The following is a 24,031-nucleotide window of genomic DNA, read 5'->3' on the forward strand; positions in this document are numbered from 1 at the left end:
ACAAGCCTTGTTCGTTTTGTCCAATCTGAGCCGGATCAATCATTAGGCTATTTAGATATGCGCTTGTTATCAAAGTCTTCTCTGGCCGCGATTGCGGCCCTTGTTCTGGGCACGTCACTTCCCGCATTCGCAGACACTCCGGTGACCTATACAGATGCAGGCCGGGCCTTGTTCCGGTTCGACGTTCCTGATTTCTGGCTGCTGCGTACCGGTGGTATTCGCGAGATCGAAGATACCGAACTGGAGGATCCGCGAGCGGTCAGCCGGGTGATGGGGATACGCCCGGTTTCCGACGACAGCGTCTGGATGGGCTTTGTCTCACCTGCAGGCGTGGCAACGATTGATGGAGGATTTGGCTATCTCGCGGATATCGACAAGTTTCTTGTGAAGGACCCTCAGATTTCCAGCGACTCCAACGTGAGGATCGGTGGTCTGCCAGCCCGGGTAGTTCGGGGCACAGGGCGGCGTGACGGACGCGGGGTGAATTTCACCGCTACGGTCATCGATCTGCCGCGAAACCGAGTCGCGGTTGCGGTGACGGTAATGCGCGATGATGCCAACCCGGAATTCGTGAATGACCTGAACGCTGTGTTCGCGTCATTCCGGGCCGCGAACTGAGGAGGGTGAGATGGCGCGCAAATTACTGAAACGGGCAACCCTTGTTCTCGGGCTTGGCGGCGGGGCCATGATCCTGACCGGCTGCGACGGTGTAAGCGTAGGGGTGGGGGTAGGGACCGGGTATTATGACCCGTTCTACGACTCAATGCTTTGGAACGACTATTACCATCGCGATGTGGATGTGGATATTGACGTTGATCGTCCGAACCGTCCCGATCGCCCAAACCGTCCCGACCGGCCCAATCCACCGCATACCAAACCGCCGATTTCCAAGCCTCCGGCACGGCCACGACCACCGGTCGCGCGGCCACCTGCAGCGCGTCCTCCGATCCACCGGCCCGCACCCAGACGGGGGTGACCGGCGGATAGCGGTGGCATACTTAGCTGAGTAGCTCAGTTGTCACATGTGCGGTTGCTTCAAGTGTCCGGTGAACCGGGCACTTGTCGGCGATTTCAAGCAACTTGGCCTTTTGCGTATCGTCCAAAGGACCTGTCAGCCTGATTTTGCGACGGAAATGGTCAATCTTGTTCTCGCCAACCAGACCCGCATCCTGTGCATGCACCTTGTTGTGACAGACATCGACGCTGACACCATGCAGGGGCCAGCCTTTACGCCGAGCGTACATGCGGATCGTCATCGAGGTACAAGCCCCCAGTCCGGCCGAAACAAAACCATATGGCGACATGCCCTGATTGGTTCCGCCGTATGAAATAGGCTCATCCGCAACAGCATGGTGTTTTGGCCCTGATTGCACGTCCTGAAGGAATCCGTTGGGGTCGGCCTCGGTCACGCGCACAACACCTTCCGGTGCACCAGGGGGCGGGGCTGGTGGCGACAGCTTTACATATCGCGATACCCAGGCGGCGATTACTTCGGCAGCGTAATCTGCGTCGGCGCTGCGCGTGATCAGATGATCGGCGTCATCAAGCGTGACAAAGCTTTTTGGGTGTTTCGCTGCCAGAAAGATCGTGCTGGCATTGTCAATGCTAACGGTCTCGTCACGCGGGGCGTGCAGTACCAGCAGGGCCGCCTTCAACTCTGCAATGGCAGGCGTTAGCGCGGTTTCTGAAATGTCGTCTACAAATGCTTTGCCAACGCGGAACGGTCGACCGCCCAGCATGACCTCGGCAGAGCCCTCGGTCTCGATCTGTGGGATTGCCTTTTCAAAGTGATGCGTGACATGGCCGGGGTCGGCAGGGGCGCCAAGGGTGACAACTGCCTTGACCGAAGGGATACCGGCCCGCGCCCTCAAAACCGCTGCTCCGCCAAGCGAATGGCCAATCAGCAAAGCAGGAGCCAGATTTCTGCCAGCAAGGTACTGTGCTGCGGCAATCAGATCCTCGACATTCGATGTGAACGTCGTGTTGGCGAATTCGCCTTCCGAATGGCCCAATCCTGTGAAATCAAAACGCAAAACGGCGATTCCCATTGCCGCGAGTCGTGCAGAGATACGGCGGGCGGCGGGAATGTCCTTGGAACAGGTAAAGCAATGCGCAAAGAGCGCGGTTGCCAGAACCGGGCCGTCCGGCATGTCTAACCGGGCCGCCAGTTGGCTGCCATCGTGTCCGGCAAAAGATATTCTTTCGGTGGGCATGTCTTTGTCCTTGGTGAATATCTGTACAGTGGGGCAGGTGCCGACACGTCTCAACCCTTGTGTCAGGACGATCACGCGGAGGTTACAGTTAACAGTCCTTCCTGCTGAAATTGAATTGGGTATCTGTTTGGTGTGCTGCAGATTTTCGCCTTTCACTTAAACGGCATTTGGGTAAGCTCAGTCAGGATTAGGGTGGTTGCTAATAGGCGCTTCCGGCCGAAGAACATGAGTTTGTGCATTCACGAGGGTTGAAATAGCCCAGGCAAGGCCAACGGGCGGGCATTCGATCAATATCTTCGGCGCGTGACCTTATGCGCCTGGCCGCCAAACATCCGCAGTGAGACCAGCGAAAGAAGTGCATAGTGCAACTGAAAAACAATAATGCCGTCCGCTGGACGCACCTTGTCGATAGTTTTAGGCAAGGCGAAATCCCGCATGTAATTGATGTCGGGGCTAGGCCTTCGGAAACGCCTCTTTACAAGGAACTTCTTGAGGCCCGGCTTTGCACGCTGTCAGCGTTTGAGCCAAGCCCGCATGAGTTCGAGAAACTCATGCAAAACAAGCCTGATAACGCTGAATACTTCTGCGCGGCACTCGGCGACGGTACATTCAGGAGCCTTAACTTATATCTTTCACCTGGGTTCACCTCGGTACTCAGACCTTTTGAGCCGTCGTTGCGATATCTGGGGCGGCTGAAACGTGCGCTTAGGAAAATTGGCGAGATCGAAGTTGAATTGCAACGTATGGATGAGGTCCAGGGGCTCAAAGACGGGGATGTCCTGAAAATAGATGTTCAAGGTGTTGAACGCGAAATCATCATTAGCGGAAAGCGCGTTTTACAAAATGCGATCATGATCATTCCCGAAGTCAGATACCTGCGACTGTATCAGGGTGAGCCAATGTTTGGCGAAATTGATACTTTCATGAGGAGTTTGGGGTTTTCCTACCTAACGACCCGTTTCACCAAGGCTATGCCTATAAACAGTAGGTTTCTGAAGGAGATTTCTCAAGCCAAACGCGGCGCTCAGGCCATTGATGGAGACGTGGTGTATATTAAGGATCTGTCGGCACCAAACGCGTTCAGCGACAACCAGATTTTCAAACTTTGTATTGCCGCTGACGCTCTGATCGAATGCTACGATCTTGCGCTCAAGTGCCTGGAGATTCTGTGCGACAGGGGCTGTGTTACAGAGGAAGATGCCGCGAAGTATATTGATCTGTTGCCGGAGCAGGTAAAGCGAAGCTGATCATTTCCATACGTGCTGACAGGTTTTGGCTTCTGATGCATCACATCTGGCGATCATCGCAATTTCGAGACAACTGTGCCTGTGCTCAAAGACCGCAAATGATCGCTTGCGGCCTTTGTGCGATAATTAGGCGATGTCAGCCCGGATGCGAAACACGGCAATAAGATAGGGCCCTCACTCACCCATTAGAGCCTTGTCGAACGGATAGGTCGTCAGGTTTTCATACCCGTCTTCGGTAATCAGAACCTGATCTTCCAGCTTGATCGAAAAATCGCCGCCCACTTCGCCGACGCAGGCCTCGACACACAGAACCATTCCCGGTTCCAGCGCATAGTCGTAGGCACCGGCCACGGCGTTATCCGGATAGGCAACCAGCGGCCATTCATCACACAGGCCAACACCGTGCATCAGGCAGCCGTATTTCTGGTCCTGAAATTTATCGTCCAGTTTGTGGGTGTTGGCGGTCAACTCAGGAATCGTCACGCCGGGTCTGAGCATTTCCATGTTGGTCATGATATGTTCATGCGCATGGCACATGGCATAGATCATGTCCGCGCGCGGTTTTTTGTCACCAATCCACCAAGTTCGCGAAATGTCTATGCAGATGCCGTAAGATCCGATCAGATCGGTGTCAAAGGCGATGATCTCGTTCTTCCGGGTGATCCGGGGGCCGCATTCCTGAAACCATGGATTGGTGCGCTGTCCTGACGCCAGCAGGCGGGTTTCAATCCATTCACCGCCGCGCCTTATATTTTCAGCATGCAGAACGGCCCAGATGTCATCTTCTGACGTCTTGCCATCACCCACATTGGCGCGGGCAAATTTCTCCATCTCGGCCACGGCAGTTTCACAGGCGTGGTGAGCGCAGCGCATCGCCAAAATCTCATCCGCCCCCTTTATCGCGCGGGTCTTTTCCGTGACCTCTTCGCCCTCCATGATCTCGAACCCCTGCGCTTCAAGCGCGCGCAGACCGTGCAGCATGACCTTGTCGACCGCCAGACGCATGTTTCCCGATGCATGTTCCTGCATCAGCATTCGCACTTCGTTCGAAAAGACGTCTGCCTGCACATCAACCTTGTCGCCCCGATCAAAATAGAACAGGTCCGCACCGGATCGCTGCTCGCGTACAAGCGGGTTGAATTTGGTTAGGAAGGGAGAGTTCTTGTAATCCCAGATCACCATGTATCCGTCGGCGCACAACAATACGGCCCGGAAAGGATTGTGCGTGTTCCAAAGCTGCATATTGGTGCTGTCGGTGGCATAGCGGATGTTCAGCGGATCGAACATCAGCAAGCCGCCGTATCCACGGTCGATGATGGCTTTTGTCAGCCGTTTCCAGCGATGTTCGCGCATCCGCTCCAGGTTGGGCAGTTCCAGCCCGGCCTCCGCCCATTCTGAAAAGGCAAGCTGAGTCGGGCCGATCTCGATACGGTTATTGTCGTTCGGTGTCCCGTCGCCGAGTGTCTGGCCGCGGGTTGGATCAATCTTTCGGCTGTCACGATAATGATGGTTCACGGCTTGCCTCCCTGCTTGCAGGGCAAGGGTGCGTGCAGCAAGGCGCCACGTCTCTGAGGTTTGCGACCCCGGCGAGGTCGCTTTTTGACCGACACGGACGTGCGATGATGATAATCGGGATTCATGACGGACATTTTGCAGAATTCGATCCCCTACAACCCGTTGGTTTTGCGCCCATTGCCGGGAATTCAGCCCGCCTCGATGGAAACGTGGCTGCATCAGGACGATGCTTTTGCCCAGCAAATGCGAAAACGAGAATCTCTGTTGGCGCAAAGGCGTGCCGACGTACTGGCATTGGATGATGGCGCTGTACCAGCTGCCCGGGAATTGCTGGATCTGGTTCTGGGCTTGAACTACCCACAGGCGCGCGATCAGGCGTTGCGCCCTGACGGCGTTGTCGTCGAGGTTGATCATGCAAAGCCGCTGGATACCCTGTGCAGGCTGGTGCAGGAAGATTTCTGCATCCTGCAAAAGCAGGGTGACGAGCATGTTCTGACGGGCGCTATACTGTGCTTTCCCGCCAGTTGGCGACTGTCGGAAAAGTTCATGCGCCCGCTGATGGGCATTCACGACACGGTGGATGACTATGACGAAAACATCGCAAGACGCGTTCAACGGCTGTTCGATGGCATTCGGGTCGGTCAGCCGCTTTGGCGATTCAATGCCCTTTGGTACGAGGATGCAGAACTGCATCAGCCCCGCAGCTTTACCGATCCACGCCTTGTCCGCGACCGCGAAAGGGCAGGTTATCTGCGCAGTGAGCGCCAATGTCTGCTGAGGCTACCTCAAACCCAGGCCGTGGTTTTTTCGATCCATACCTACGTCTTAACCGAAGACGCCTTGCCTAAAATGGAAAACCCCGCCTGATGGCGGGGCCTCCAAGGAGGGGTCGTTTAAATTCTTACATGCCTAAAGCTGCACTGACATCGGCCAATGCACCGCTTGTTTGCAGCATCACGATTGCCGCAGTGTAGGCCAGCACCTGAGTATTGAGGCGGAAATCCTCACCACGGATCAGATTCACGGCTGCCATCGACAGGGCCACGGGCGCCGAGAGAGAGGCGACCACACCAGTCATTCCCCAACTGGTCAAACGTTGAATATCGCGCTGCAACTTGCCGTCATCTGGTTCTTCCTGATGTTCTTCGGCATCTTTTCTGAATGCGATGCTCAGCAACTGCTCGTCTGTCAGCTTGATTGGGCGGACGGTGTCCCTGATTACGGCCGGGGTATCGGTTTCCGGCTCTGGTTGGCTTGGAACTTCCGCTCCGGCAAAAGGGCCGTTCACAGTTTCAAAAATCTGTTTGCGGTTCCGTTGGCGACTTGGGGTGAGCGAGTCGAACGCGCTCATGAATTGTTCAATCGTCAGAACAGTGTTGGGGGACAGCCATTCCACGCGCTGCGACGAACAAATGTCGACCATCCGGTACAACATGACGACGAGCATCAGTTCGGAAACCTCGCTGTCATCCAGCAATTCCGAAACGGGGGCCATGGAAATGACCAGCCGGTTCCTGTTCCGACCCTGCGGTGCGTGGGTTTCGGTCTTAAGGCCCGCCGCCCGGTCCAGACATTCATGTCGATCCTTGGGTTCGAACATGTTGGTGTCCAGACACAGGCGCACCAGATACTGACTCGATACGATACTTGCCTCGGTTTTGCTCAGAATGTTTTTGCGCTCAACCAGATGGCCATAGTCTTCCAGAGTTGCGGCGACAATTTCCGACAGGCGTGTCAACGCGCCTTCATCCTCGCCGCTGAATTGAAGACCACCGTGGTATCTGTTCTTAGGAGTCACAGCGCATACCTCTGATGCATGAATTCTGAGCTAATACGCTAAGCCACGAAAAGGGAGAAAATTTGACGAAAATGAAATATTCTTAGAAATTTCGCCTATTGATTACGTATTGGAAACTAAGAAACAATTGGCCCAAATGGGTTTCTGTGGCGAGTTTGTGGCGGAAATTGGGCTGACGTTGGCCAAACTGCAGCGCTCTATCCATCGATCCGACTCGCCATTATGGCAATCGATTTCTGATAGACAGACGCAGCGTTCCATTGCTGGATAACGGCGAAGTTTGGTTGCCCCGGCTGATAGCCGCGACCGGGCTTCCAACCCTTTTTGCGCAGGAAATTTGCGGTCGAAGCCAGGGCGTCGGTCATGTTGTAAAAATCGACCCGACCATCCCCAGTTGCGTCTACTCCATACGTTATGGCGTTTCCCGGTAGGAACTGGGTGTGCCCCAGTTCGCCATGCTTTGCCCCCTTTGTCGCCATTGAAATGCTACCCTGATCGACAAGTTTCAGGGCACCTATGGCATGCGGAACAAAGAAATCGGAACGGCGACAATCATAGGCCAGTGTTGTGATTGCGGAAACGACCTGACTGTCGCCCATAAAGTTTCCAAACCCGGTCTCCATGCCGTGAATGGCGATCAGAACGCCCGCCGGCACACCGTACTGCTGCTCCAGCGCTGCATAGAATTGCGGGTTTCGGGCTTTGCGTTTGCGACCTTGAGCAACGATCACATCCGCGCCCCGCACCTTCATGAACTTGTCCAGTGAATACTTGAAGCTTTTCTGATTGCGATCCGCCGCGATCGTGCCGGTCGCATAGTACGTCTGAGCCAGTGCCTGTAGTCCTTTTTTCCGGACACCTGACTTTTTTGCCTGTTTCGCAAAATCCTTTTTCCAGGCTTCGAACCCGGCACTGGTGTTCCCGCAGGTGGCTGCCGACAACGCCGTTGTCGACGCGAAGACCAGACTTGTGACCAGAATTGCCAGACGCGGCATCAGGTGGACCTCCAATTTTTAGCAGCCCCGGGGTGCAGGGCTGCGGGTTGGTGCAGGACGTCAGGGCAGGGTGGGCGCGATTATATAAAGCGCTTTGAGCGCGGCCCCGGGTTCGGCCCCCGGTAGGATTGTACGAAAAATCTCTTCCATGGTTCCATTGGCGTACATTTCAGACAAAACGGTGTCGATCAGCAGCCTGAAGTCCGCGTCGTTCTTAGCCAATGCAATCCCGTGTTTCTCGATGGTCATGATCTCGGGCGAGATCTTGAAATCCTGCGTCAGGCCTGCGGCGGCATAGTTGAACATCAAAATGGATTGATCGCCGAAATAGGCCGCGATCTCACCCGACGCCAGTGCGTTGATGCCGTCCGGATGAGACGCAAAACGAAGCAACTCAGCCTCGACCCCGGCTGCGCCGAACGAATTTACAACGGCTTCTTCCGTTGTCGTACCACTGCGTACACCGATCTTTTTTCCGGCCAACTGGTTGAAATCCGAACTGGCATCCTTGGGGAGAAGGACCGCGGTTCCGTCAACGTATATAGGGATCGAAAAGTCCACTTTTTCCCGTCGGGACAGGGTTATGGTCGCAGCCCCGCACAACAAGTCGATGTCACCTGATGCCACTTTGTCGAAACGATCGGTCGGTTCAACCACCAGGAACGTGGCCTTGAGGTCGTCCATTTGCAGTTTGTCCGCAATTGCCTGTGCAAGCCGGTCACAAACCAAAGGGGTATAACCCGACGGGCGCCCTGTATCATCGACAAACGACATTGGGGCCGCATCGCTGCGGAATCCGATCTTAAGCTCTCCGCTGGATTTGATCCTGTCGAGTGTCTGGGCAGACGCCGCCGACGCAAACAAAAGGGCCGAAGCGGCAAGGGAAACAAGGCGCATGAAACTTATCCATAAGGTTGAAATCAAATCAAAGCGTACCTGCACAAAGGCGAGGGATAAAGACAATTTCCCAATTCCCCGAAAGGCGCCGTTGCGTAATAGACTACGCGGCCAAATATGCGCGCGGCCTAGTACAGATCAAGCTCGCCTTTTTGCTTAAGCTCCTCAAACCACTCCTCCGCAGTCAAAGGTATCTTTGCGTGTTTAATCATCGTTTCGTTCATGTCGGCCAGATTCGATGCATCCGGCCAGTTGTCAGGCTGCCAGAGGTTGGAGCGCATGATGCATTTCGGACAATGGGCAAAGACAGTTTCCACGTGGATTAGCAAAGCCAGTTTCGGGCTGCGCTTGTTCACGGCCATCGTTTCAAGCAGCTTGGGGTCTTTGCACAAGCGTGCCTTGCCCCGGATTCTCAGGGTTTCGCGCTTGCCGGGAATAAGAAACAGGATGCCAACACGGGGATCACTCAACAGGTTATGAAACGAGTCCATACGCTTGTTTCCCGGCCGGTCCGGAATGGCGAGAAGGGTGTCTGACAGGACCTGAACAAACCCCGGCGGATCGCCCCGGGGCGAAACGTCGATATGTCCGTCTGTGTTGGCGGTCGCGATGACGCAGAACGGGGACTGCGATATGAACTCACGGCAAATCCCGTCGAGCGCAGTAAGTTCCTTGGCAATAATCTGTGGAAGAGGCGGGCCTGAGAGGGCCTCGAGTTCTTCTTTGGACGTTACAAAATCCGTGAAGCCGGCATAAGGATTTTCATCTGACGCCATGGTTCCGTTCCGCAATTGTTTCCCGTGGGAAAGTGTGTGCGGGGGGAATAGTTATGTCAAATCCGGGGCATATAACAAAAAAGGGCGCCGGAACCGGCGCCCTTTCTGAATGAGAACTACTGTCCGTCAGCAGCTGTAGTACATACCGTACTCAACCGGGTGCGGCGTGTGTTCGTAGGTTTCGACCTCTTCCATCTTCAGCGCGATGTAGCCGTCGATCTGGTCTTTGGTGAACACGTCGCCCTGCAGCAGGAAGTCGTGATCCGACGCCAGTGCCTCCAGCGCCTCGCGCAGCGAGCCGCATACGGTTGGGATGTCGGCCAGCTCTTCGGCGGGCAGATCGTACAGGTTCTTGTCCATGGCTTCGCCCGGATCGATCTTGTTCTTGATGCCGTCCAGACCGGCCATCAGCAGAGCGGCAAAGCACAGATAGGGGTTTGCTGCCGGATCGGGGAAGCGGGCCTCGACGCGCTTGGCTTTGGGGCTTTCGGTCCACGGAATACGGACACAACCCGAACGGTTACGGGCCGAATAGGCGCGCAGAACGGGGGCTTCAAAACCCGGGATCAGGCGCTTGTAGCTGTTGGTCGCCGGGTTGGTGAAGGCGTTCAGCGTCTTGGCGTGCTTCAGAACGCCACCGATGAAGTACAGCGCCTCGTCCGACAGGTCAGCATATTTGTCGCCTGCGAACAGCGGCTTGCCGTCTTTCCAGATCGACATGTTCACGTGCATGCCGGTACCGTTGTCACCTGCGATCGGCTTCGGCATGAAAGTGGCCGATTTGCCGTAGGCGTGTGCGACGTTGTGGATGACATACTTGTATTTCTGCAGCTCGTCCGCCTGCTTGGTCAGGCTGTCGAAGATCAGGCCCAGCTCGTGCTGGCACGACGCAACCTCGTGGTGGTGCTTGTCGACCTTCATACCCAGACGCTTCATGGTCGACAGCATTTCCGAACGCAGGTCCTGCGCTTCGTCGATCGGGTTGACCGGGAAGTAGCCGCCCTTGACGCCCGGACGATGGCCCATGTTGCCCATCTCGTATTCGGTGTCGGTGTTCCACGAAGCGTCGGTCGCATCAACTTCGTAGGAAACTTTGTTGATCGAGTTCGAGAAACGAACGTCGTCGAACAGGAAAAACTCGGCTTCGGGGCCCATGTAGGCAACGTCGCCGATACCCGAGGATTTCAGGTAGGCTTCGGCTTTCTGGGCGGTGCCGCGAGGGTCACGCTCGTAGGCTTCGCCGGTGTCGGGTTCGACAACCGAGCAGTGCACGCAGATGGTTTTTTCCGCGTAGAAAGGATCGACATAGGCGCTTTCGGTGTCGACCATCAGCTTCATGTCCGATGCTTCGATCGACTTCCAGCCCGCAATGGACGAACCGTCGAACATGAAGCCTTCTTCCAGAAAGTCCTCATCGACCTGATCGGCCATCAGGGTCACGTGCTGCAGCTTGCCGCGCGGGTCGGTGAAACGAACGTCGACGTATTCGGCGTCTTCGTCCTTGATCAGCTGAAGAACTGCGTCCTTGCTCATTCTCTTGATTCCTCTGTTTGAGAATTCGGTAATAGGGTTACAGCGCGTCCGAGCCGGTTTCGCCGGTACGGATACGGATGGCTTGTTCGACGGGCGAGACAAAAATCTTGCCGTCGCCAATCTTGTCGGTTTTGGCCGCCGAAACGATGGCGTCGATGGCAGCATCGACCTGATCGTCGTCCAGAACGACCTCGACCTTAACCTTGGGCAGGAAGTCGACGACATATTCTGCACCACGATACAGTTCGGTGTGTCCCTTCTGGCGGCCGAAGCCTTTGACTTCGATCACGCTGAGGCCCTGGACGCCGACGTCCTGCAGTGCCTCTTTTACTTCGTCCAGCTTGAACGGCTTGATGATCGCTTCGATCTTTTTCATTCCGGCTCACCTCGCATGGTTGTCAGAGTGGCTATGATCACGTCTAAGATCAGGCGGCAATGCGTTTGCGGTTCTGACAGTATTGCGTCGCACTGAATTTGGGTGGTTGGTTAAGTTTTGAGCGAGTTGCACAAAAAGTAATCACAATTGAATCGTGGTGGATTGAAAATGGCGGAATTGCTGACAGCGTCGCAGATGCGAGAGATCGAAAGGGCGGCGATTGAGTCTGGTGCAGTCTCCGGTCTGGAGTTGATGGAACGGGCCGGGCAGGGCGTTGTCGATGTGATATTCGAGGAGTGGCCGGAGTTGGACCGGCGCGTGGATAGCTCGTCGCCAACGGCCGCAGGAACCGACGACGGAAATGATGGCAGCCGCTCCCCTGAGAACACAGTGTCAGATGAAGAAGGTCCGTTACGGGTCGTTATCCTGTGTGGACCGGGAAATAATGGCGGCGACGGGTTTGTTGTGGCGCGCTTGCTGAAAAAGCGCGGGTGGGAAGTTGAAGTGTATCTGTTTGGCGCGCCGGAGAAACTACCGCCAGATGCGCGAGCGAATTATGATCGGTTGGCCGGTCACGTGGATGTTGCGGAATGGTCTGCCGAGGCGATCCTGAACGGGCCTGCCGCATCGCTGTACGTCGATGCAATTTTTGGGGCCGGCCTAACCAGAGCGCCCTCGGCAGAGATATTGGGGCCACTGACTGAAATCTATGTCGCAGGCAGAACATTCGGGCGGATGGTCTGCGTGGATGCGCCGACCGGTCTGTGCATGGATAGTGGCCGGGCTTTAAGCGATGAGTATGGTGCCGTGTACGGATTTCTTACGGTTACATTCCATCGCATGAGGCTGGGGCACGTCTTGGGCGATGGGCCCGGTTACTGCGGGGAAGTGCGGGTCGTCGACATTGGATTGGGCGGAGCATGTGAGGATGCCGTCAGGCTGCTGGATGATGGTTCTGCATTCGCAATAACGAAGGCCAGTGGCGACCATAAATATGATCATGGTCACGCGCTGATCCTTTCGGGCGGACCCGGCAAAACGGGGGCAGCGCGCTTGGCGGCCAGAGGTGCGCTGCGGATCGGAGCCGGGTTGGTGACGCTTGGTGTGCCTCCTGCGGCCCAGATGGAAGTGGCCAGTCAGATCACCGCGATCATGTTGAAACGTGTGGAAGATGCCGACGCTTTGTCTGGAATCCTGCAAGACAAACGGTTGAACGCGCTTTGTCTTGGTCCGGGGCTTGGACCCGAGCGCGCGCGCGATCTGGTTTCTGTAGCTTTGAGAGGGGCAGGTGAGACGCGCCCGACCGTTTTGGATGCAGATGCATTATCGGCATTTGCTGAGAACCCCGGAACGCTTTTTGAGTCCTTGCATGAAGACTGCGTTGTGACCCCTCATGGGGGCGAGTTTTCGCGCCTCTTTCCTGACCTTGCCAAAAAAATGAAACAGACCCCAACGAAAGGCCCGGCTTGTTCCAAAGTGGACGCCACACGGGAAGCGGCGCGTCGGGCAGGTTGCGTGGTTCTGTTCAAGGGGCCGGATACGGTAATTGCCGCGCCTGACGGTCGGTGTTCAATCCATGCGGCATTTTATGAGTGCGCCGCACCGTGGTTAGCAACTGCAGGATCGGGCGATGTACTGGCTGGTTTCATAACCGGGCTTTTGGCGCGCGGGTTCACTGCAATGGACGCCGCTGAAACCGCGGCCTGGTTACACGTAGAAGCCGCACGAGAATTCGGACCCGGGTTGATTGCGGAAGATCTGCCCGAACAACTCCCTGCAATCATGCGGAGGATGGATATCCGTTAAGTCATTGGCTTCGTTATGGAGGTAAATTGCTCACCCCGGTTGGCGAATTGGGTTTTCAATACTTCTGAAGACGATGATCAGAATTGTGATCCGGTGATTTGAGCGGGTAATGGCCGAGCGGGGGGTGACTCGGCAAAAAATTGCTGAGACCTGCGTCGGGAATGCATAGCGAGTATTTGCTTATTGCAGGGCTCAGCGGGCAGAATTCACTTGGAATGATTTTCTTGAATAGAACGAGTGCGGATAACGCCCTGAAAGGAAACAATATTATTTCCTGAAGGGGGTGTGCCCTGTGGCTTTATTGCAATGCTTGCATTGGTCTGGCAGCGATCCTCTGGGAAACAATGCGCTCTGTTCACATTTGAGCAGTACCTGAAACCGGAACTTTTCATGGTGAGTGAAATGACCTCGAAAACTAAAATTACATCGGTGGCCGCCGTTCTGGCTGCAACCACCGCGATTCCCGCTGCTGCGGAACTGAAATACGACAACAACAGCGGCGGTTATGTTCTGCTGTATGGACAATTGCACCCGGCCCTGATCTCGGTCGATGACGGGCAGGACACCGAGACCCGCGTTCTGGACAACGATTTGTCCAACAGCCGCGTTGGCCTGCGCGTGTTCCAACCTTTTGGGGCGAATGAATTCACCTTCCGGTTCGAAACCGGTCTGGGCCTTCCCAACTCGAGTCAATGGAACCAGTTGGGCACCAGCTTCAACGGGTGGACTCGCGAAGATATTCGCCACGTTGATTTCGCGTTGAAAGGCGACTGGGGTACTGCATCGGCTGGTCAGGGCAGCATGGTTTCAGATGGTGCAGCTGAGGTCGATTTGTCCTATGTCGGAACTGCGCTTTATTCGTTCACCAATGATGAAAACGGCAGCTTCTTTTACCGTGACACTGCAGGAATGCTGAGCGGCATCACCGTTGGCGATTCCAGCAGCAACTTTGACGGTACACGTCGTGGTCGTATCCGGTATGACACCCCGGAGTTCAACGGTTTCTCGGCTGGCTTCGCATATGGTCAGAACATCCTGTCTTCCAGCGATGACGACGACTATTACGACGTTGGTGTATTCTACAACAACACCTTCGCCGGTGGTGTCGAATTCGCCGCTGGCCTGGCCTATGCCGTGCGCGAGCGCGACGACAATTCCGGCGACCGCAAGGACACGATCGGTTCGGCTTCGGTGCTGTTGCCAAGCGGCCTGAGCTTTACGCTGGCTGGCGGTACCCGCAGCGACGACCAAGCTGGCGCGACGGACCCGAACTACTGGTACGGCAAGATCGCGTATGAGGGCGACTGGATATCTTGGGGTAAAACCGGCGTCGGTATCGACTACTATGACGGGTCGGATTTCGACACCAATGGCTCGAGCACCAAGGCGTGGGGTATTGCGGTTGTTCAGCGGATCGACAGCATCAACACCGATGCCTATCTGAAATACCGCAATCACGATTTCGACGACACCGCGTCGACCTTTGACAAGAACGACGCCTGGGTACTTGGTGCCCGCTGGAGGTTCTGATCCAAAGATCACATCCTTAGAAGCGCCCCGGCATTGTCCGGGGCGTTTTTTGTTCAAATCGACGGCAAAACAAGGCTGATCCGGCCTTTGCCCCTTGCGCGCAGCCGGTAGGGCAAATAGAAGGCGTCAAATTTGCCCGGCGCGCCTTTTTGCGCGCCCCGAATCCTATGGGGACTACCATAATGCAGGTTACCGAGACGCTGAACGAAGGTCTGAAACGCGGCTACAACATCGTTGTCACCGCTGCCGAACTGGATGACAAGGTCAATGAGAAGCTGACCGAAGCGCAGCCGGAAATCGAGATGAAAGGCTTCCGCAAGGGTAAGGTGCCGATGGCCCTGTTGAAAAAACAGTTTGGCCCGCGTCTGCTTGGCGAAGCGATGCAGGAAACCATCGACGGTGCAATGAACCAGCACTTCGAGGACAGCGGTGATCGTCCGGCGCTTCAGCCCGAGGTCAAAATGACCAACGAGGACTGGAAAGAAGGCGACGATGTTCAGGTCGCGATGTCCTATGAGGCGCTGCCAGAAATTCCCGAGGTTGATCTGAAGTCGATCGAGCTGGAAAAGCTGGTTGTAAAAGCAGACGATGCGGCCGTTGAAGAAGCCCTGAAAAACCTGGCAGAAACTGCGCAGGACTTCAAAGCCCGCCGCAAAGGTTCGAAAGCCAAGGACGGCGATCAGATCGTGTTCGATTTTGTCGGAAAAGTTGACGGCGAAGAATTCGAAGGCGGTTCCGCCGAAGACTATCCGCTGGTTCTGGGATCGAACAGCTTCATCCCCGGTTTCGAAGAGCAACTGGTCGGTGTGAAGGCAGAAGAAGTAAAAGACGTCAATGTCACCTTCCCCGAAGAGTACGGTGCCGAGCATCTGGCAGGCAAAGACGCCGTTTTCACCTGCACCGTTAAAGAGGTGAAGGAACCGGTTGCCGCCGAGATCAATGACGAACTGGCAACAAAGTTTGGCGCAGAGGACCTGGCAGGGCTGAAGTCTCAGATCACCGAGCGCCTGGAAGCGGAATACTCCGGTGCCGCCCGCGCGGTCATGAAGCGCGGCCTACTCGACGCTCTGGACACCAAAGTTTCGTTTGATCTGCCGCCGTCGCTGGTCGAAGCAGAGGCCAAGCAGATCGCCCATCAGCTGTGGCACGAAGAAAACCCGGAAGTCGAAGGCCACGACCACGCTGAGATCGAGCCGACAGACGAGCACAACAAACTGGCCGCGCGCCGCGTGCGTCTGGGCCTGTTGTTGGCTGAGCTGGGTCAGAAGGCCGAAGTGGAAGTGACCGATGCCGAGATGACTCAGGCCATCATGAATCAGGCGCGTCAGTATCCGGGTCAGGAACGTCAGTTCTTTGAGTTCATCCAACAGAACGCCCAGATGCAGCAACAACTGCGTGCGCCGATCTTTGAAGACAAGGTCGTGGACTACGTGTTCGAGCTGGCGCAGGTTTCGGACAAGGAAATCAGCAAGGACGAGCTGCAAAAAGCTGTCGAGGCTCTGGAAGAGGAGTAATCCTCTTTCTCCCCACTTTCTAAGTGGGGGCAAAAAAATACGGAGCCGTCAGTAATTTGACGGCTCCGCGTGGGTGGCTTTGTACCTATGAGGTGAGGGGGTCAGGCCTCATGAGCAAAAGCACGGGGGGTTTGTAGCAGAGCGGTCTTTTGCTCTGGCGTAAACTTGTCTGAAAGCGCTTCGATCAGATCTAGAACCGCTTGTCTTTCCTTGTGCGTTCTTGCCGAAGTCATCTGTTCGACAAAGTACTTCTCAAGCGTATTCAGTGGTTTGTGGTCACGATTTGCCGGTGGTTGCAAGGTGCTGATCTTGGCCGGAGTGCGGCTTTTCTCGAATAGCTCAAGCGCGGCGTCTTCGCTCAGAAAAACATCGTGTTCGATACTTGCGTATTCCCGGATGGATTTGATGCGCTCGTCCGAGCAGTCCATCAATGCTGCCATCGCTGTGACTTTTCCCATCGGCTTGGCGCTGCCAAGATAGTCACAAGGCGCGTTGCCCGATCGTTTCAGGACGCGGTTGATCACCGGATCTATTACGGCGACCGCATCCAATACACCCGCTTTCTGAGCGTATTCAAAAGAGCCAAGCATCACTTCGCTTGTGACGTACGAGACGGTGTTCTTTCCACGACCGCCCCCTAACTTGTTTGTATCAACGCAGAATCGTGTCGCTTCCCAGACCTGAGAACTGCGCAAGGGCGGCTCTCCGTCAAGGATATCGCTGAACACGTCCGCAAGCATGTGCGGCCCTGTGGTCTGCAAAAGGCGCATGCACCCAACGACTTCCCCCTCGTCGTTGATGCTGACGACATGTGTCGGGTGTAAATTATCGAATTCATCCCGCTCACGCCCCTCTACGACTTTAACGTCCCAGCCTAGCCGGTCGCTAAATACGCGAGCGCGCAATTTAAACATTTCGTCCAGAACTTCACTGAACTTGTCCGCGTTCAGCCCGTCAATGACAATGATCATGTCATCCCCCTCGAGTCTTACTTGTCCGTAACGCTAACGTTACAAGACTTACGCGTCGGGGCTATTGGGGGTTTCCCGTATTTTTGTGATTTTTTGCCTTAACCGGGGTAGATCAGGCCCAGGCTAATGGCCCGTCCCACTGCTTGGGGCGTTGTCAGGGCCCCCAGCTTTTCCCGGCCTGAGCGCATGTGGACTTCGACGGTTCTGTGGGAAATGCACAGTATATCGCCAATGTCCTGCTGCGATTTACCTTCTGCCACCCATTGCAGGATTTCCTTTTCCCGCGAAGACAAGGGGGGAAGGTACAGCGCTTTGGCCAAAAGGCCTGATCGCATGACGGTGTCGTGGATATGTACCGCCGCGACTTGCAGATCCGCAATGAATTCTTTCTTTTGCGCTTCCCATTCGTTGTCTGAACAATCGCGTGTGACGTTCAGCAACCCGCATTCGCCATAAGGCCCACGTATGGGGACCGTAAGCCCACGGCTAGTTATCCCGAAATCGCTGGCGTCGCGGAACACGGCCTTGAACTTTTTATCCTGTTCAAAACGGCTCCAGTCCACCGGGGCTATGCTGAGTGCGGATTTATACAACGTTGGGTCGAGGTGATGGAATCCCTGCTGACCATAGTGCAGCTTCCATTCGTCGGGATAGTTGGCATAGCCCTGGACGTCCCCTTGGACTGCGTTCATCGTGGCGTATGACGCATAGTCAAACCCCAGCGACTCGCAAACTGAGTCCAATATGGCACTGGCGGTCGTTTCTTCTTGGTCGACCGCAGCCAAGTCTATCAGTTTCACCATACACCTCTTGCATGGACACCGGCCCCATCCACGGCGGCGCCTTACTCACCATATTCGCGTCATAACCTAGCGTCAAATATTCGGTTAAGTACAGATGTTATTCATTATGTGCGCTGTTATACTGCGATTACTTGGCAACACCCGTCTTTCCGACCCAGACTTGCATACAGGTTGTGGACACTCCGATTTGTACCGCAGTTTACAGCGGTTTTGTTCGTAATCCGGACCCTTTTCCTAGTTGGACTGGACCAGACCTGTTTCCACTAACATGCCGCGTTTTTTGGCCTCGGGATAGTAACCCTTTGCGTACAGGAATATTGCACGCTGCTGATCGCCGTCAGACAACAGCCAGGCGCCGCGCAGGTACTTTCCTGCAAATTCGAGGTTGGTATCCGCATCCAGCAATCCTTGGGGCTTTCCGCGATATCCCATCGATCGGGCGGTTGCCGGCAGGATCTGCAACAAGCCGTAGTAAGGCCGGTTTACAGCCCAGGGGCGATGGGTGCTTTCACGGATTGCCAGTTTGTGGACCAGTTCCCGGGGAAGCTCATAGTGATCCGCCCATTTGTTGATCGACGCGCGCAATTCCGGCGTTTCGTTTGGATAAAGCGGTGGGTCGAAAGGTTCGTTTCGGCTGCTCAGGCGGTCGTTGGACAAGCCGCAGGCCGCCAGCGGACCGGCGACCAGTAGTGCCATGAAATTGCGGCGGGGCAAAGTCGTCATGCGTATTCTCCGTATTCGCGCCGGAATGATAAGGGGACAGGGCGCCGTCGCAAGCGGGACGTCGGGTCTTGGCCGGAAATTGCTCAGCGTCGATTTGGGGCAGCAATAGAAAAAGCCGCGCAGAAAATGCGCGGCTTCTCAATCTTTGTACCAGCCTGATATCAGGCTTTGGCTTCGTCTTCTGCTGGCGCTTCCGCGGCCAGTTCCTCGTCATCAGACGCGGCAGTTCCGATATCGTCGAACAGTTCGGCAATTTCGAATTCAGCAGCGGCTTCTTCTTCAGCAGCCAGTTCCTGAATCGATTTGCCCGATGCCTGCAGTTCGGCTTCTTCTTCCGAGCGGGCGACATTCATCTTGATTTCGACGTCGACCTCAGGGTGCAGTTTAACTGCAACCGAGTGCAGACCCAGTTCCTTGATCGGTGCGATCAGGATGACCTGTTTCTTGTCGACGGTGAATCCGGCCTCGGTGGCGGCATCTGCTGCGTCGCGCGGTGTGACCGAGCCATACAGAGCGCCGGCATCCGATGCCGAGCGAATCACGATGAACTGCTGACCGTCCAGCTTTTCAGCCAGTGCTTCAGCTTCTTTCTTGGTTTCCAGGTTGCGAGCTTCCAGCTGCGCTTTCTGGGCCTCGAAAGATGCGATGTTGGCGTCCGATGCGCTCAGGGCTTTGCCCTGCGGCAGCAGAAAGTTGCGGGCGTAGCCGGGCTTGACGTCGACGACGTCGCCCATCTGACCCAGTTTCGCAACGCGTTCCAGAAGGATAACTTGCATGTCAGTCTCTCCTTACTTCACGGCGTAGGGCAGCAGGGCGAGGAAGCGGGCGCGCTTGATAGCACGGGCCAGTTCACGCTGCTTTTTCGCCGAAACGGCGGTGATGCGCGAGGGAACGATCTTGCCGCGCTCAGAGATGTAGCGCTGCAGCAGACGGGTGTCTTTGTAGTCGATCTTCGGCGCGTTGTCGCCCGAGAACGGGCAGACCTTACGGCGGCGGAAAAATGGTTTTGCGGCCATGGCTTTGTGTCCTTTCCTCAGGCGTTGATCAACGGCGCTCGCGGCGTTCGCCGCGGTCGTCGCGCTTCTGCATCTGGACCGAGGGGCCCTCGGCATGCTCGTCGACCTTGATGGTCAGAACGCGCATGACGTCATCGTGCAGACGCATCAGGCGTTCCATTTCCTGAACGGCGCCAGCGGGGGCGTCGGTCTTGAGGAAGGCATAGTGGCCCTTGCGGTTCTTGTTGATCTTGTAGGCCATCGTCTTGACGCCCCAGTACTCGCTGTCGACGACGTTGCCGCCGTTGTCAGCCAGAACGGTGCCGAAATGTTCGACAAGGCTTTCTGCCTGCGCGTTGGACAGGTCCTGACGCGCGATCATTACATGCTCATACAGTGGCATGTGCACTCCTGTTTCTATCAAGGCGCATTTCATAGGCGGGGTCCTGATCCCTTCGCGACCCTGCCACGAGAGGCTGCGCGGTTCATACGTGCTTGCGAAGGATGGCCCCATATACACGTTTGTACGGCAAGGACAAGCCCCGCCAAAATGCCTTGGTCGCGCCGCCCTAATACCTTTGCTGCGCCCAATTGCTGACTCTTTTCGGCTCAAAGTTGAACTCAACCCGGAAACAACCCGGATAGTAGGGTAACCAGCGACAGGGGCGCGAGAAAGATGACCGCCATAAATACAAATACAGTACAACAACCGGCTTCGGTGTCGGCCTTTGATAACTCCGTACCTGTGATGATCACATTCGCAGCCAACTGGAGAGCGCGGATGGTTCTGTGCCGCGTCGTGGGGGCATTCCTGATCATCAGCGCGTTTTCGATGTGGCTTATGCCCGGCTCCGTCATGGGGGCCGAAGTCTGGCCGATCAAACTGGCGGCTTCGCTCTTGTTCCTTGTCGGGGGTGTAAGCCTGTTGACGCTGGAAGTTCTGGATAATCGCCCGGATGCATATTTTGATCCCATCCGCCGCGAGGTGCGTGTGTTGCAGAAAAACGAGAACGGGCGTCCTCAGACCGTGTTGCGTCGCAGCTACGACACGCTGGGTGGAGCGCATTTTGCCGACGACCGGGTAGAGCTGTTCGACATGGATGGCAGCCTGCTGATGAAGCTGCCTCTGGAATCGGCGGAAGTCAGCCGGGCGTTGAAAGGGCAACTCAGCGGAACGGTGCCAATTTCAGTCTAAAAATCGTTCTGTTCAAAAAGGAACAGAATTTGTTAGCGAATAAAGGTTGTGTGCCGCCCTAGGGCGGCACATCTTCTTTTTGGTGCAACCCAAACGGTTTGCGTTCACTTTTTTGCGGAGATTGCTATGAAAACCACCCTCCTTGCCGCTGCTCTGGCCGTTTCGGCGTCCGCGGCTTTTGCAAGCGCCGAGAAATACGTCCTGGATTCCAGCCACAGCCAGGTTGTTTTTACCTACAACCACCTTGGATTCTCGACCACCACCGGCATGTTCTCGGGGTTCGAGGGCGAGATCATGTTTGATCAGGAAAACCCGGCTGACTCGAGCGTGTCGGTTTCGATGCCGGTCGTCGAGATGATCACCGGCTGGGCGCCCCGTGAAGAACACTTCATGTCCGAAGATTTCTTTGCCGCAACCGAAGGGGATCTGGTGACCTTCAACTCGACCGCGATTGAAGTCACTGGCGAAAACACCGCGAACATCACCGGTGATCTGACCATTAACGGTGTGACCAAGCCGGTTGTTCTGGACGCCAAGTTGAATCAGGTTGGCGAGCATCCGATGGCGGGGAAACCCTGGGCGGGCTTTGACGCGACGACGACCTTGCTGCGCAGCGACTACAATCTGGGCAAGTTTGCTCCGTTTGTAGGCGATGAAATTGACATCCGGATCTCGGTTGAGGCGCAAAAGGCCGAATAAGTCTCAGACATACAGGGAATAGCAGGCCGCCGGTTCCATGGAACCGGCGGCTTTTTTGTGCACTTTATGAACCGCAAAAACGCGGATGTCAGTTTTCCTGTCTGCTTGCGGTCAATTCAACCGCCACCTCCACCGCAAAAGCCAATGAATCCTCTTTGGGCATGCTTTTCCCGATGTCGAAATCCAGTCGGTTCAATTCAACCGATCCGGCCATGTTTGCCTGACCATCCTGAATATCCAGGGTGAAGGGCAGCACGATGTCCAACGTCTGATCCCGGATTGTCAGGGGGCCGCGTGCCTCAAATCCATCGTCGGTCCTGAACAGGTCGGCTTTGAAATTAGCCGTTGGAAATTGTGTACTGTCAAAGAAGTCGGCACCCATTGCCTGATCTGTCACGGTACCAAGGGTGAGCGACCCGATGGAAACGGTGACATCCACAGACCCCGCTGGCCCGTTTTCGGCAGGATCGTCAAACGTGATGGCGGCCGTCCATTCACCGAACTGTCCTGTAACCGGGCTACCAAGCTGTGTGATCGTGAGTGACAAAGTGCCTTCCTGCACCTGCCAGTCGGACTGAACCTCGGCCAATTCCGCAGCATCTTTCCCGCCACCCGAATGGTCAGAGTAAGCGCCTATGTACCAACCGCCAGTCAGAGCAGCGACCCACAGCAGCAAGGCAGCAAGGGCGGGTGTTGACGAGTGGTGTTGCTCGGTCGGTTCCGGTGCATCCGAACGACCCGGTAGCATTCGGCGCAGGGTGCTGTCCTTGTCGATCACGTGATGTTTGATGGCGCCAAGGACGTGCAGCGAAACTGCACCCACCAGAACCCACATAAGCACCCAATGCAGGCCAGCTGTCGCTTCGGCCAGTGGAACGGATTTCGGGATAAAGGGCAGGTTTTGCCCAAAGGGCCACAGGATCGGCGCGAAACCTTCGGTGGCAGCGTGATGTATCCAGCCGGTCAGGGGTACAAGAACCAGTGATCCGTACAGCAGCCAGTGGACTGTTTCGGCGGCAAACGCCTCTGGTTTGTTGTCGGCGTTCAGAAGGCCGGGTTTGGTTTGCGTCAATGCCCAGACGATTCGGGCCAGAGCGACAAAGAAGATCGTAACGCCAATTGTTTTGTGCAGCGAAAACAGCCTGGCGGCACGGGCAATGTCTTCTTCGGTCGTCGGGATCGCCGGGTCATAGATTGCATGGGCAATATCATTCGCGACCCACCCAAGCGGGAGTACCGTAAAGATCAGCAGGGCAGTCAGCCAATGGAAAGTTTTGGCAATGCCTCCGTAGGTGCTGTGGGTGTTGGTAAGAGGCATTGTGTGTGGCTCCGGATTACTGCTTTCCGCCAACCTAATTATATGATGCGGGGACACAATACCGCGAAATGCACATGAGGCGTGTCGAGATGCAGAGCTTGTGCCGCCCGCGCAGTCGGTTTACACCCCGCCGCAACCTAACGTCATCGAAGAGGTTTCAATGACAATCGCGTTCGTTTTTCCCGGGCAGGGCGCCCAGACCATCGGAATGGGCAAGGCGCTGGCAGACGCATACCCCACAGCCAAGGCAGTTTTCGACGAGGTCGATGATGCGCTGGGTGAAAAACTCAGCACGCTGATCTGGGAAGGTGAAATCGAAGAACTGACCCTGACGCAAAACGCGCAGCCCGCCCTGATGGCGACCTCGATTGCCGCGATGCGGGCGCTTGAGGCCGAAGGTGCGTCGATCTCGAAAGCATCTTATGTGGCAGGGCATTCGCTGGGAGAGTACTCGGCGCTGGCCGCCGCTGGGGCATTGTCAGTTTCGGATACAGCCCGGTTGCTGCGGACGCGCGGTCAAGCAATGCAGAGTGCAGTTCCTGTGGGACAGGGCGCAATGGCTGCAATTCTCGGACTGGATCTGGACGCGGTGCGGGCCGTGGCGGAAGAAGCTGCTCAAGGAGAGGTCTGTCAGGCCGCAAACGACAATGATCCCACACAGGTTGTTGTTTCCGGTGCCAAGGCTGCGGTTGAGCGCGCGGCTGAGATTGCAAAGGAAAAGGGCGCAAAGCGTGCCATCATGTTGCCTGTCAGCGCGCCATTTCATTGCGCACTGATGCAGCCAGCTGCGGATGTGATGGCCGAAGCCCTTGCATCGGTTGAGATCAAGGCGCCCGCCGTACCCCTGATCGCCAACGTCCGCGCCGAGGCCGTGACCGACCCCGATCTCATCCGGCAACTGCTGGTCGAGCAGGTGACCGGATCGGTGCGTTGGCGCGAGAGTGTTCAATACATGGCGTCACAGGGTGTGACCGAAGCTTGGGAAATTGGTGCCGGCAAGGCGCTGTCCGGCATGATCCGCAAGATCGACCGTGCAATCGGGTCCAAGGCTGTTGGTTCGCCCGAGGATGTACAGAAGGTCACTCAGGCCGACGCATAACGAACAGGGCGCGCTATTTTCAGGCGCT

25 protein-coding genes are annotated in these 24,031 nt (G+C 56.0%); 10 read left to right on the forward strand and 15 right to left on the reverse strand.

The genetic code is table 11. The features are described 5' to 3' along the window. Positions 1 to 57 precede the first annotated feature (57 nt). On the forward strand, positions 58 to 618 hold the full coding sequence (locus ACR0D6_RS06695) for a hypothetical protein (protein WP_170651862.1): 561 nt from the start codon (positions 58 to 60) through the stop codon (positions 616 to 618). A gap of 10 nt (positions 619 to 628) precedes the next feature. Further along, positions 629 to 976 carry a hypothetical protein gene (locus ACR0D6_RS06700; RefSeq protein WP_480764935.1) on the forward strand — a complete coding sequence of 116 codons (348 nt, stop codon included), beginning with the start codon at positions 629 to 631 and terminating at the stop codon, positions 974 to 976. 22 nt (positions 977 to 998) lie between these two features. Here the strand turns inward: ACR0D6_RS06700 and ACR0D6_RS06705 are convergent, their stop codons facing one another. Further along, positions 999 to 2,213, reverse strand: coding sequence for a bifunctional alpha/beta hydrolase/OsmC family protein (locus ACR0D6_RS06705; RefSeq protein ID WP_480764936.1), 1,215 nt, complete (start codon positions 2,211 to 2,213; stop codon positions 999 to 1,001). 362 nt (positions 2,214 to 2,575) lie between these two features. Here ACR0D6_RS06705 and ACR0D6_RS06710 point away from each other — a divergent pair, with 362 nt between their 5' ends. Next, positions 2,576 to 3,460 (forward strand): FkbM family methyltransferase, encoded by an 885-nt coding sequence (locus tag ACR0D6_RS06710; protein ID WP_480764937.1) that lies wholly within the window; start codon positions 2,576 to 2,578, stop codon positions 3,458 to 3,460. Between the two features lie 174 nt (positions 3,461 to 3,634). On the opposite strand, the gene dddP is transcribed toward ACR0D6_RS06710, so the two are convergent. After that, entirely contained in the window at positions 3,635 to 4,975 is a 1,341-nt protein-coding gene (gene dddP / locus ACR0D6_RS06715) for a dimethylsulfonioproprionate lyase DddP (protein ID WP_480764938.1), read from the reverse strand. Positions 4,976 to 5,098: 123 nt separating this feature from the next. On the opposite strand from dddP, the gene ACR0D6_RS06720 reads away from it, so the two are divergent. Further along, positions 5,099 to 5,842, forward strand: coding sequence for a heme-dependent oxidative N-demethylase family protein (locus ACR0D6_RS06720; protein ID WP_480764939.1), 744 nt, complete (start codon positions 5,099 to 5,101; stop codon positions 5,840 to 5,842). 34 nt (positions 5,843 to 5,876) lie between these two features. Here ACR0D6_RS06720 and ACR0D6_RS06725 read toward each other — a convergent pair whose 3' ends face one another. The 6 genes from ACR0D6_RS06725 to ACR0D6_RS06750 all read right to left on the reverse strand — a co-directional run bounded on the left by ACR0D6_RS06725 (position 5,877) and on the right by ACR0D6_RS06750 (position 11,350). After that, a complete protein-coding gene (locus ACR0D6_RS06725; RefSeq protein ID WP_480764940.1) occupies positions 5,877 to 6,773 on the reverse strand; it encodes a hypothetical protein in 897 nt (298 codons plus the stop codon). A gap of 197 nt (positions 6,774 to 6,970) precedes the next feature. Further along, positions 6,971 to 7,768, reverse strand: a complete 798-nt coding sequence (locus ACR0D6_RS06730; protein ID WP_480764941.1) for a lytic murein transglycosylase — start codon at positions 7,766 to 7,768, stop codon at positions 6,971 to 6,973. Positions 7,769 to 7,828: 60 nt separating this feature from the next. After that, entirely contained in the window at positions 7,829 to 8,665 is an 837-nt protein-coding gene (locus ACR0D6_RS06735; RefSeq protein WP_480764942.1) for an amino acid ABC transporter substrate-binding protein, read from the reverse strand. Positions 8,666 to 8,793: 128 nt separating this feature from the next. Continuing rightward, complete coding sequence (locus ACR0D6_RS06740; protein WP_480449910.1) at positions 8,794 to 9,441, reverse strand: MSMEG_1061 family FMN-dependent PPOX-type flavoprotein; 648 nt, start codon at positions 9,439 to 9,441, stop codon at positions 8,794 to 8,796. Positions 9,442 to 9,567: 126 nt separating this feature from the next. Next, positions 9,568 to 10,974 carry a type I glutamate--ammonia ligase gene (glnA, locus tag ACR0D6_RS06745; RefSeq protein ID WP_480764943.1) on the reverse strand — a complete coding sequence of 469 codons (1,407 nt, stop codon included), beginning with the start codon at positions 10,972 to 10,974 and terminating at the stop codon, positions 9,568 to 9,570. A 37-nt stretch (positions 10,975 to 11,011) separates the two neighbouring features. Beyond that, on the reverse strand, positions 11,012 to 11,350 hold the full coding sequence (locus ACR0D6_RS06750) for a P-II family nitrogen regulator (RefSeq protein ID WP_170472761.1): 339 nt from the start codon (positions 11,348 to 11,350) through the stop codon (positions 11,012 to 11,014). Positions 11,351 to 11,518: 168 nt separating this feature from the next. Between ACR0D6_RS06750 and ACR0D6_RS06755 the strand changes: the two genes are divergently transcribed. The 3 genes from ACR0D6_RS06755 (at position 11,519) to tig (ending at position 16,200) form a co-directional block, all read left to right on the forward strand. Further along, a complete protein-coding gene (locus ACR0D6_RS06755; RefSeq protein WP_480764944.1) occupies positions 11,519 to 13,156 on the forward strand; it encodes an NAD(P)H-hydrate dehydratase in 1,638 nt (545 codons plus the stop codon). 402 nt (positions 13,157 to 13,558) lie between these two features. Next, positions 13,559 to 14,686, forward strand: coding sequence for a porin (locus tag ACR0D6_RS06760; protein ID WP_480764945.1), 1,128 nt, complete (start codon positions 13,559 to 13,561; stop codon positions 14,684 to 14,686). 182 nt (positions 14,687 to 14,868) lie between these two features. After that, the gene (gene tig, locus ACR0D6_RS06765; RefSeq protein ID WP_480765244.1) at positions 14,869 to 16,200 is read left to right on the forward strand and encodes a trigger factor; all 1,332 of its coding nucleotides are present in this window, start codon (positions 14,869 to 14,871) and stop codon (positions 16,198 to 16,200) included. 101 nt (positions 16,201 to 16,301) lie between these two features. Here the strand turns inward: tig and ACR0D6_RS06770 are convergent, their stop codons facing one another. The 6 genes from ACR0D6_RS06770 to rpsF all read right to left on the reverse strand — a co-directional run bounded on the left by ACR0D6_RS06770 (position 16,302) and on the right by rpsF (position 20,095). Continuing rightward, positions 16,302 to 17,171, reverse strand: a complete 870-nt coding sequence (locus ACR0D6_RS06770) for an acyl-homoserine-lactone synthase (protein WP_170651884.1) — start codon at positions 17,169 to 17,171, stop codon at positions 16,302 to 16,304. A 98-nt stretch (positions 17,172 to 17,269) separates the two neighbouring features. Continuing rightward, positions 17,270 to 17,971 carry a LuxR family transcriptional regulator gene (locus tag ACR0D6_RS06775; RefSeq protein ID WP_170651885.1) on the reverse strand — a complete coding sequence of 234 codons (702 nt, stop codon included), beginning with the start codon at positions 17,969 to 17,971 and terminating at the stop codon, positions 17,270 to 17,272. 237 nt (positions 17,972 to 18,208) lie between these two features. Further along, positions 18,209 to 18,697, reverse strand: coding sequence for a transglycosylase SLT domain-containing protein (locus tag ACR0D6_RS06780; RefSeq protein WP_480725606.1), 489 nt, complete (start codon positions 18,695 to 18,697; stop codon positions 18,209 to 18,211). 161 nt (positions 18,698 to 18,858) lie between these two features. After that, positions 18,859 to 19,473, reverse strand: a complete 615-nt coding sequence (rplI, locus tag ACR0D6_RS06785) for a 50S ribosomal protein L9 (protein ID WP_170651889.1) — start codon at positions 19,471 to 19,473, stop codon at positions 18,859 to 18,861. A gap of 12 nt (positions 19,474 to 19,485) precedes the next feature. Next, on the reverse strand, positions 19,486 to 19,713 hold the full coding sequence (gene rpsR / locus ACR0D6_RS06790) for a 30S ribosomal protein S18 (protein WP_005982441.1): 228 nt from the start codon (positions 19,711 to 19,713) through the stop codon (positions 19,486 to 19,488). Positions 19,714 to 19,741: 28 nt separating this feature from the next. Beyond that, positions 19,742 to 20,095: a 30S ribosomal protein S6 gene (gene rpsF / locus ACR0D6_RS06795; protein ID WP_480449905.1), complete on the reverse strand. Its 354-nt coding sequence runs from the start codon at positions 20,093 to 20,095 to the stop codon at positions 19,742 to 19,744. 345 nt (positions 20,096 to 20,440) lie between these two features. On the opposite strand from rpsF, the gene ACR0D6_RS06800 reads away from it, so the two are divergent. Together ACR0D6_RS06800 and ACR0D6_RS06805 are read left to right on the forward strand one after the other, a co-directional pair. After that, the gene (locus ACR0D6_RS06800; RefSeq protein WP_480764946.1) at positions 20,441 to 20,887 is read left to right on the forward strand and encodes a hypothetical protein; all 447 of its coding nucleotides are present in this window, start codon (positions 20,441 to 20,443) and stop codon (positions 20,885 to 20,887) included. A 126-nt stretch (positions 20,888 to 21,013) separates the two neighbouring features. Further along, on the forward strand, positions 21,014 to 21,586 hold the full coding sequence (locus tag ACR0D6_RS06805; protein WP_170651895.1) for a YceI family protein: 573 nt from the start codon (positions 21,014 to 21,016) through the stop codon (positions 21,584 to 21,586). Positions 21,587 to 21,674: 88 nt separating this feature from the next. Here the strand turns inward: ACR0D6_RS06805 and ACR0D6_RS06810 are convergent, their stop codons facing one another. Further along, the gene (locus tag ACR0D6_RS06810) at positions 21,675 to 22,904 is read right to left on the reverse strand and encodes a cytochrome b/b6 domain-containing protein (protein WP_480764947.1); all 1,230 of its coding nucleotides are present in this window, start codon (positions 22,902 to 22,904) and stop codon (positions 21,675 to 21,677) included. A 160-nt stretch (positions 22,905 to 23,064) separates the two neighbouring features. Here ACR0D6_RS06810 and fabD point away from each other — a divergent pair, with 160 nt between their 5' ends. Further along, positions 23,065 to 24,003 (forward strand): ACP S-malonyltransferase, encoded by a 939-nt coding sequence (fabD, locus tag ACR0D6_RS06815; RefSeq protein WP_480764948.1) that lies wholly within the window; start codon positions 23,065 to 23,067, stop codon positions 24,001 to 24,003. Positions 24,004 to 24,031 lie beyond the last annotated feature (28 nt).

The sequence above is a fragment of the Ruegeria sp. BJ6 genome, from assembly GCF_056537885.1.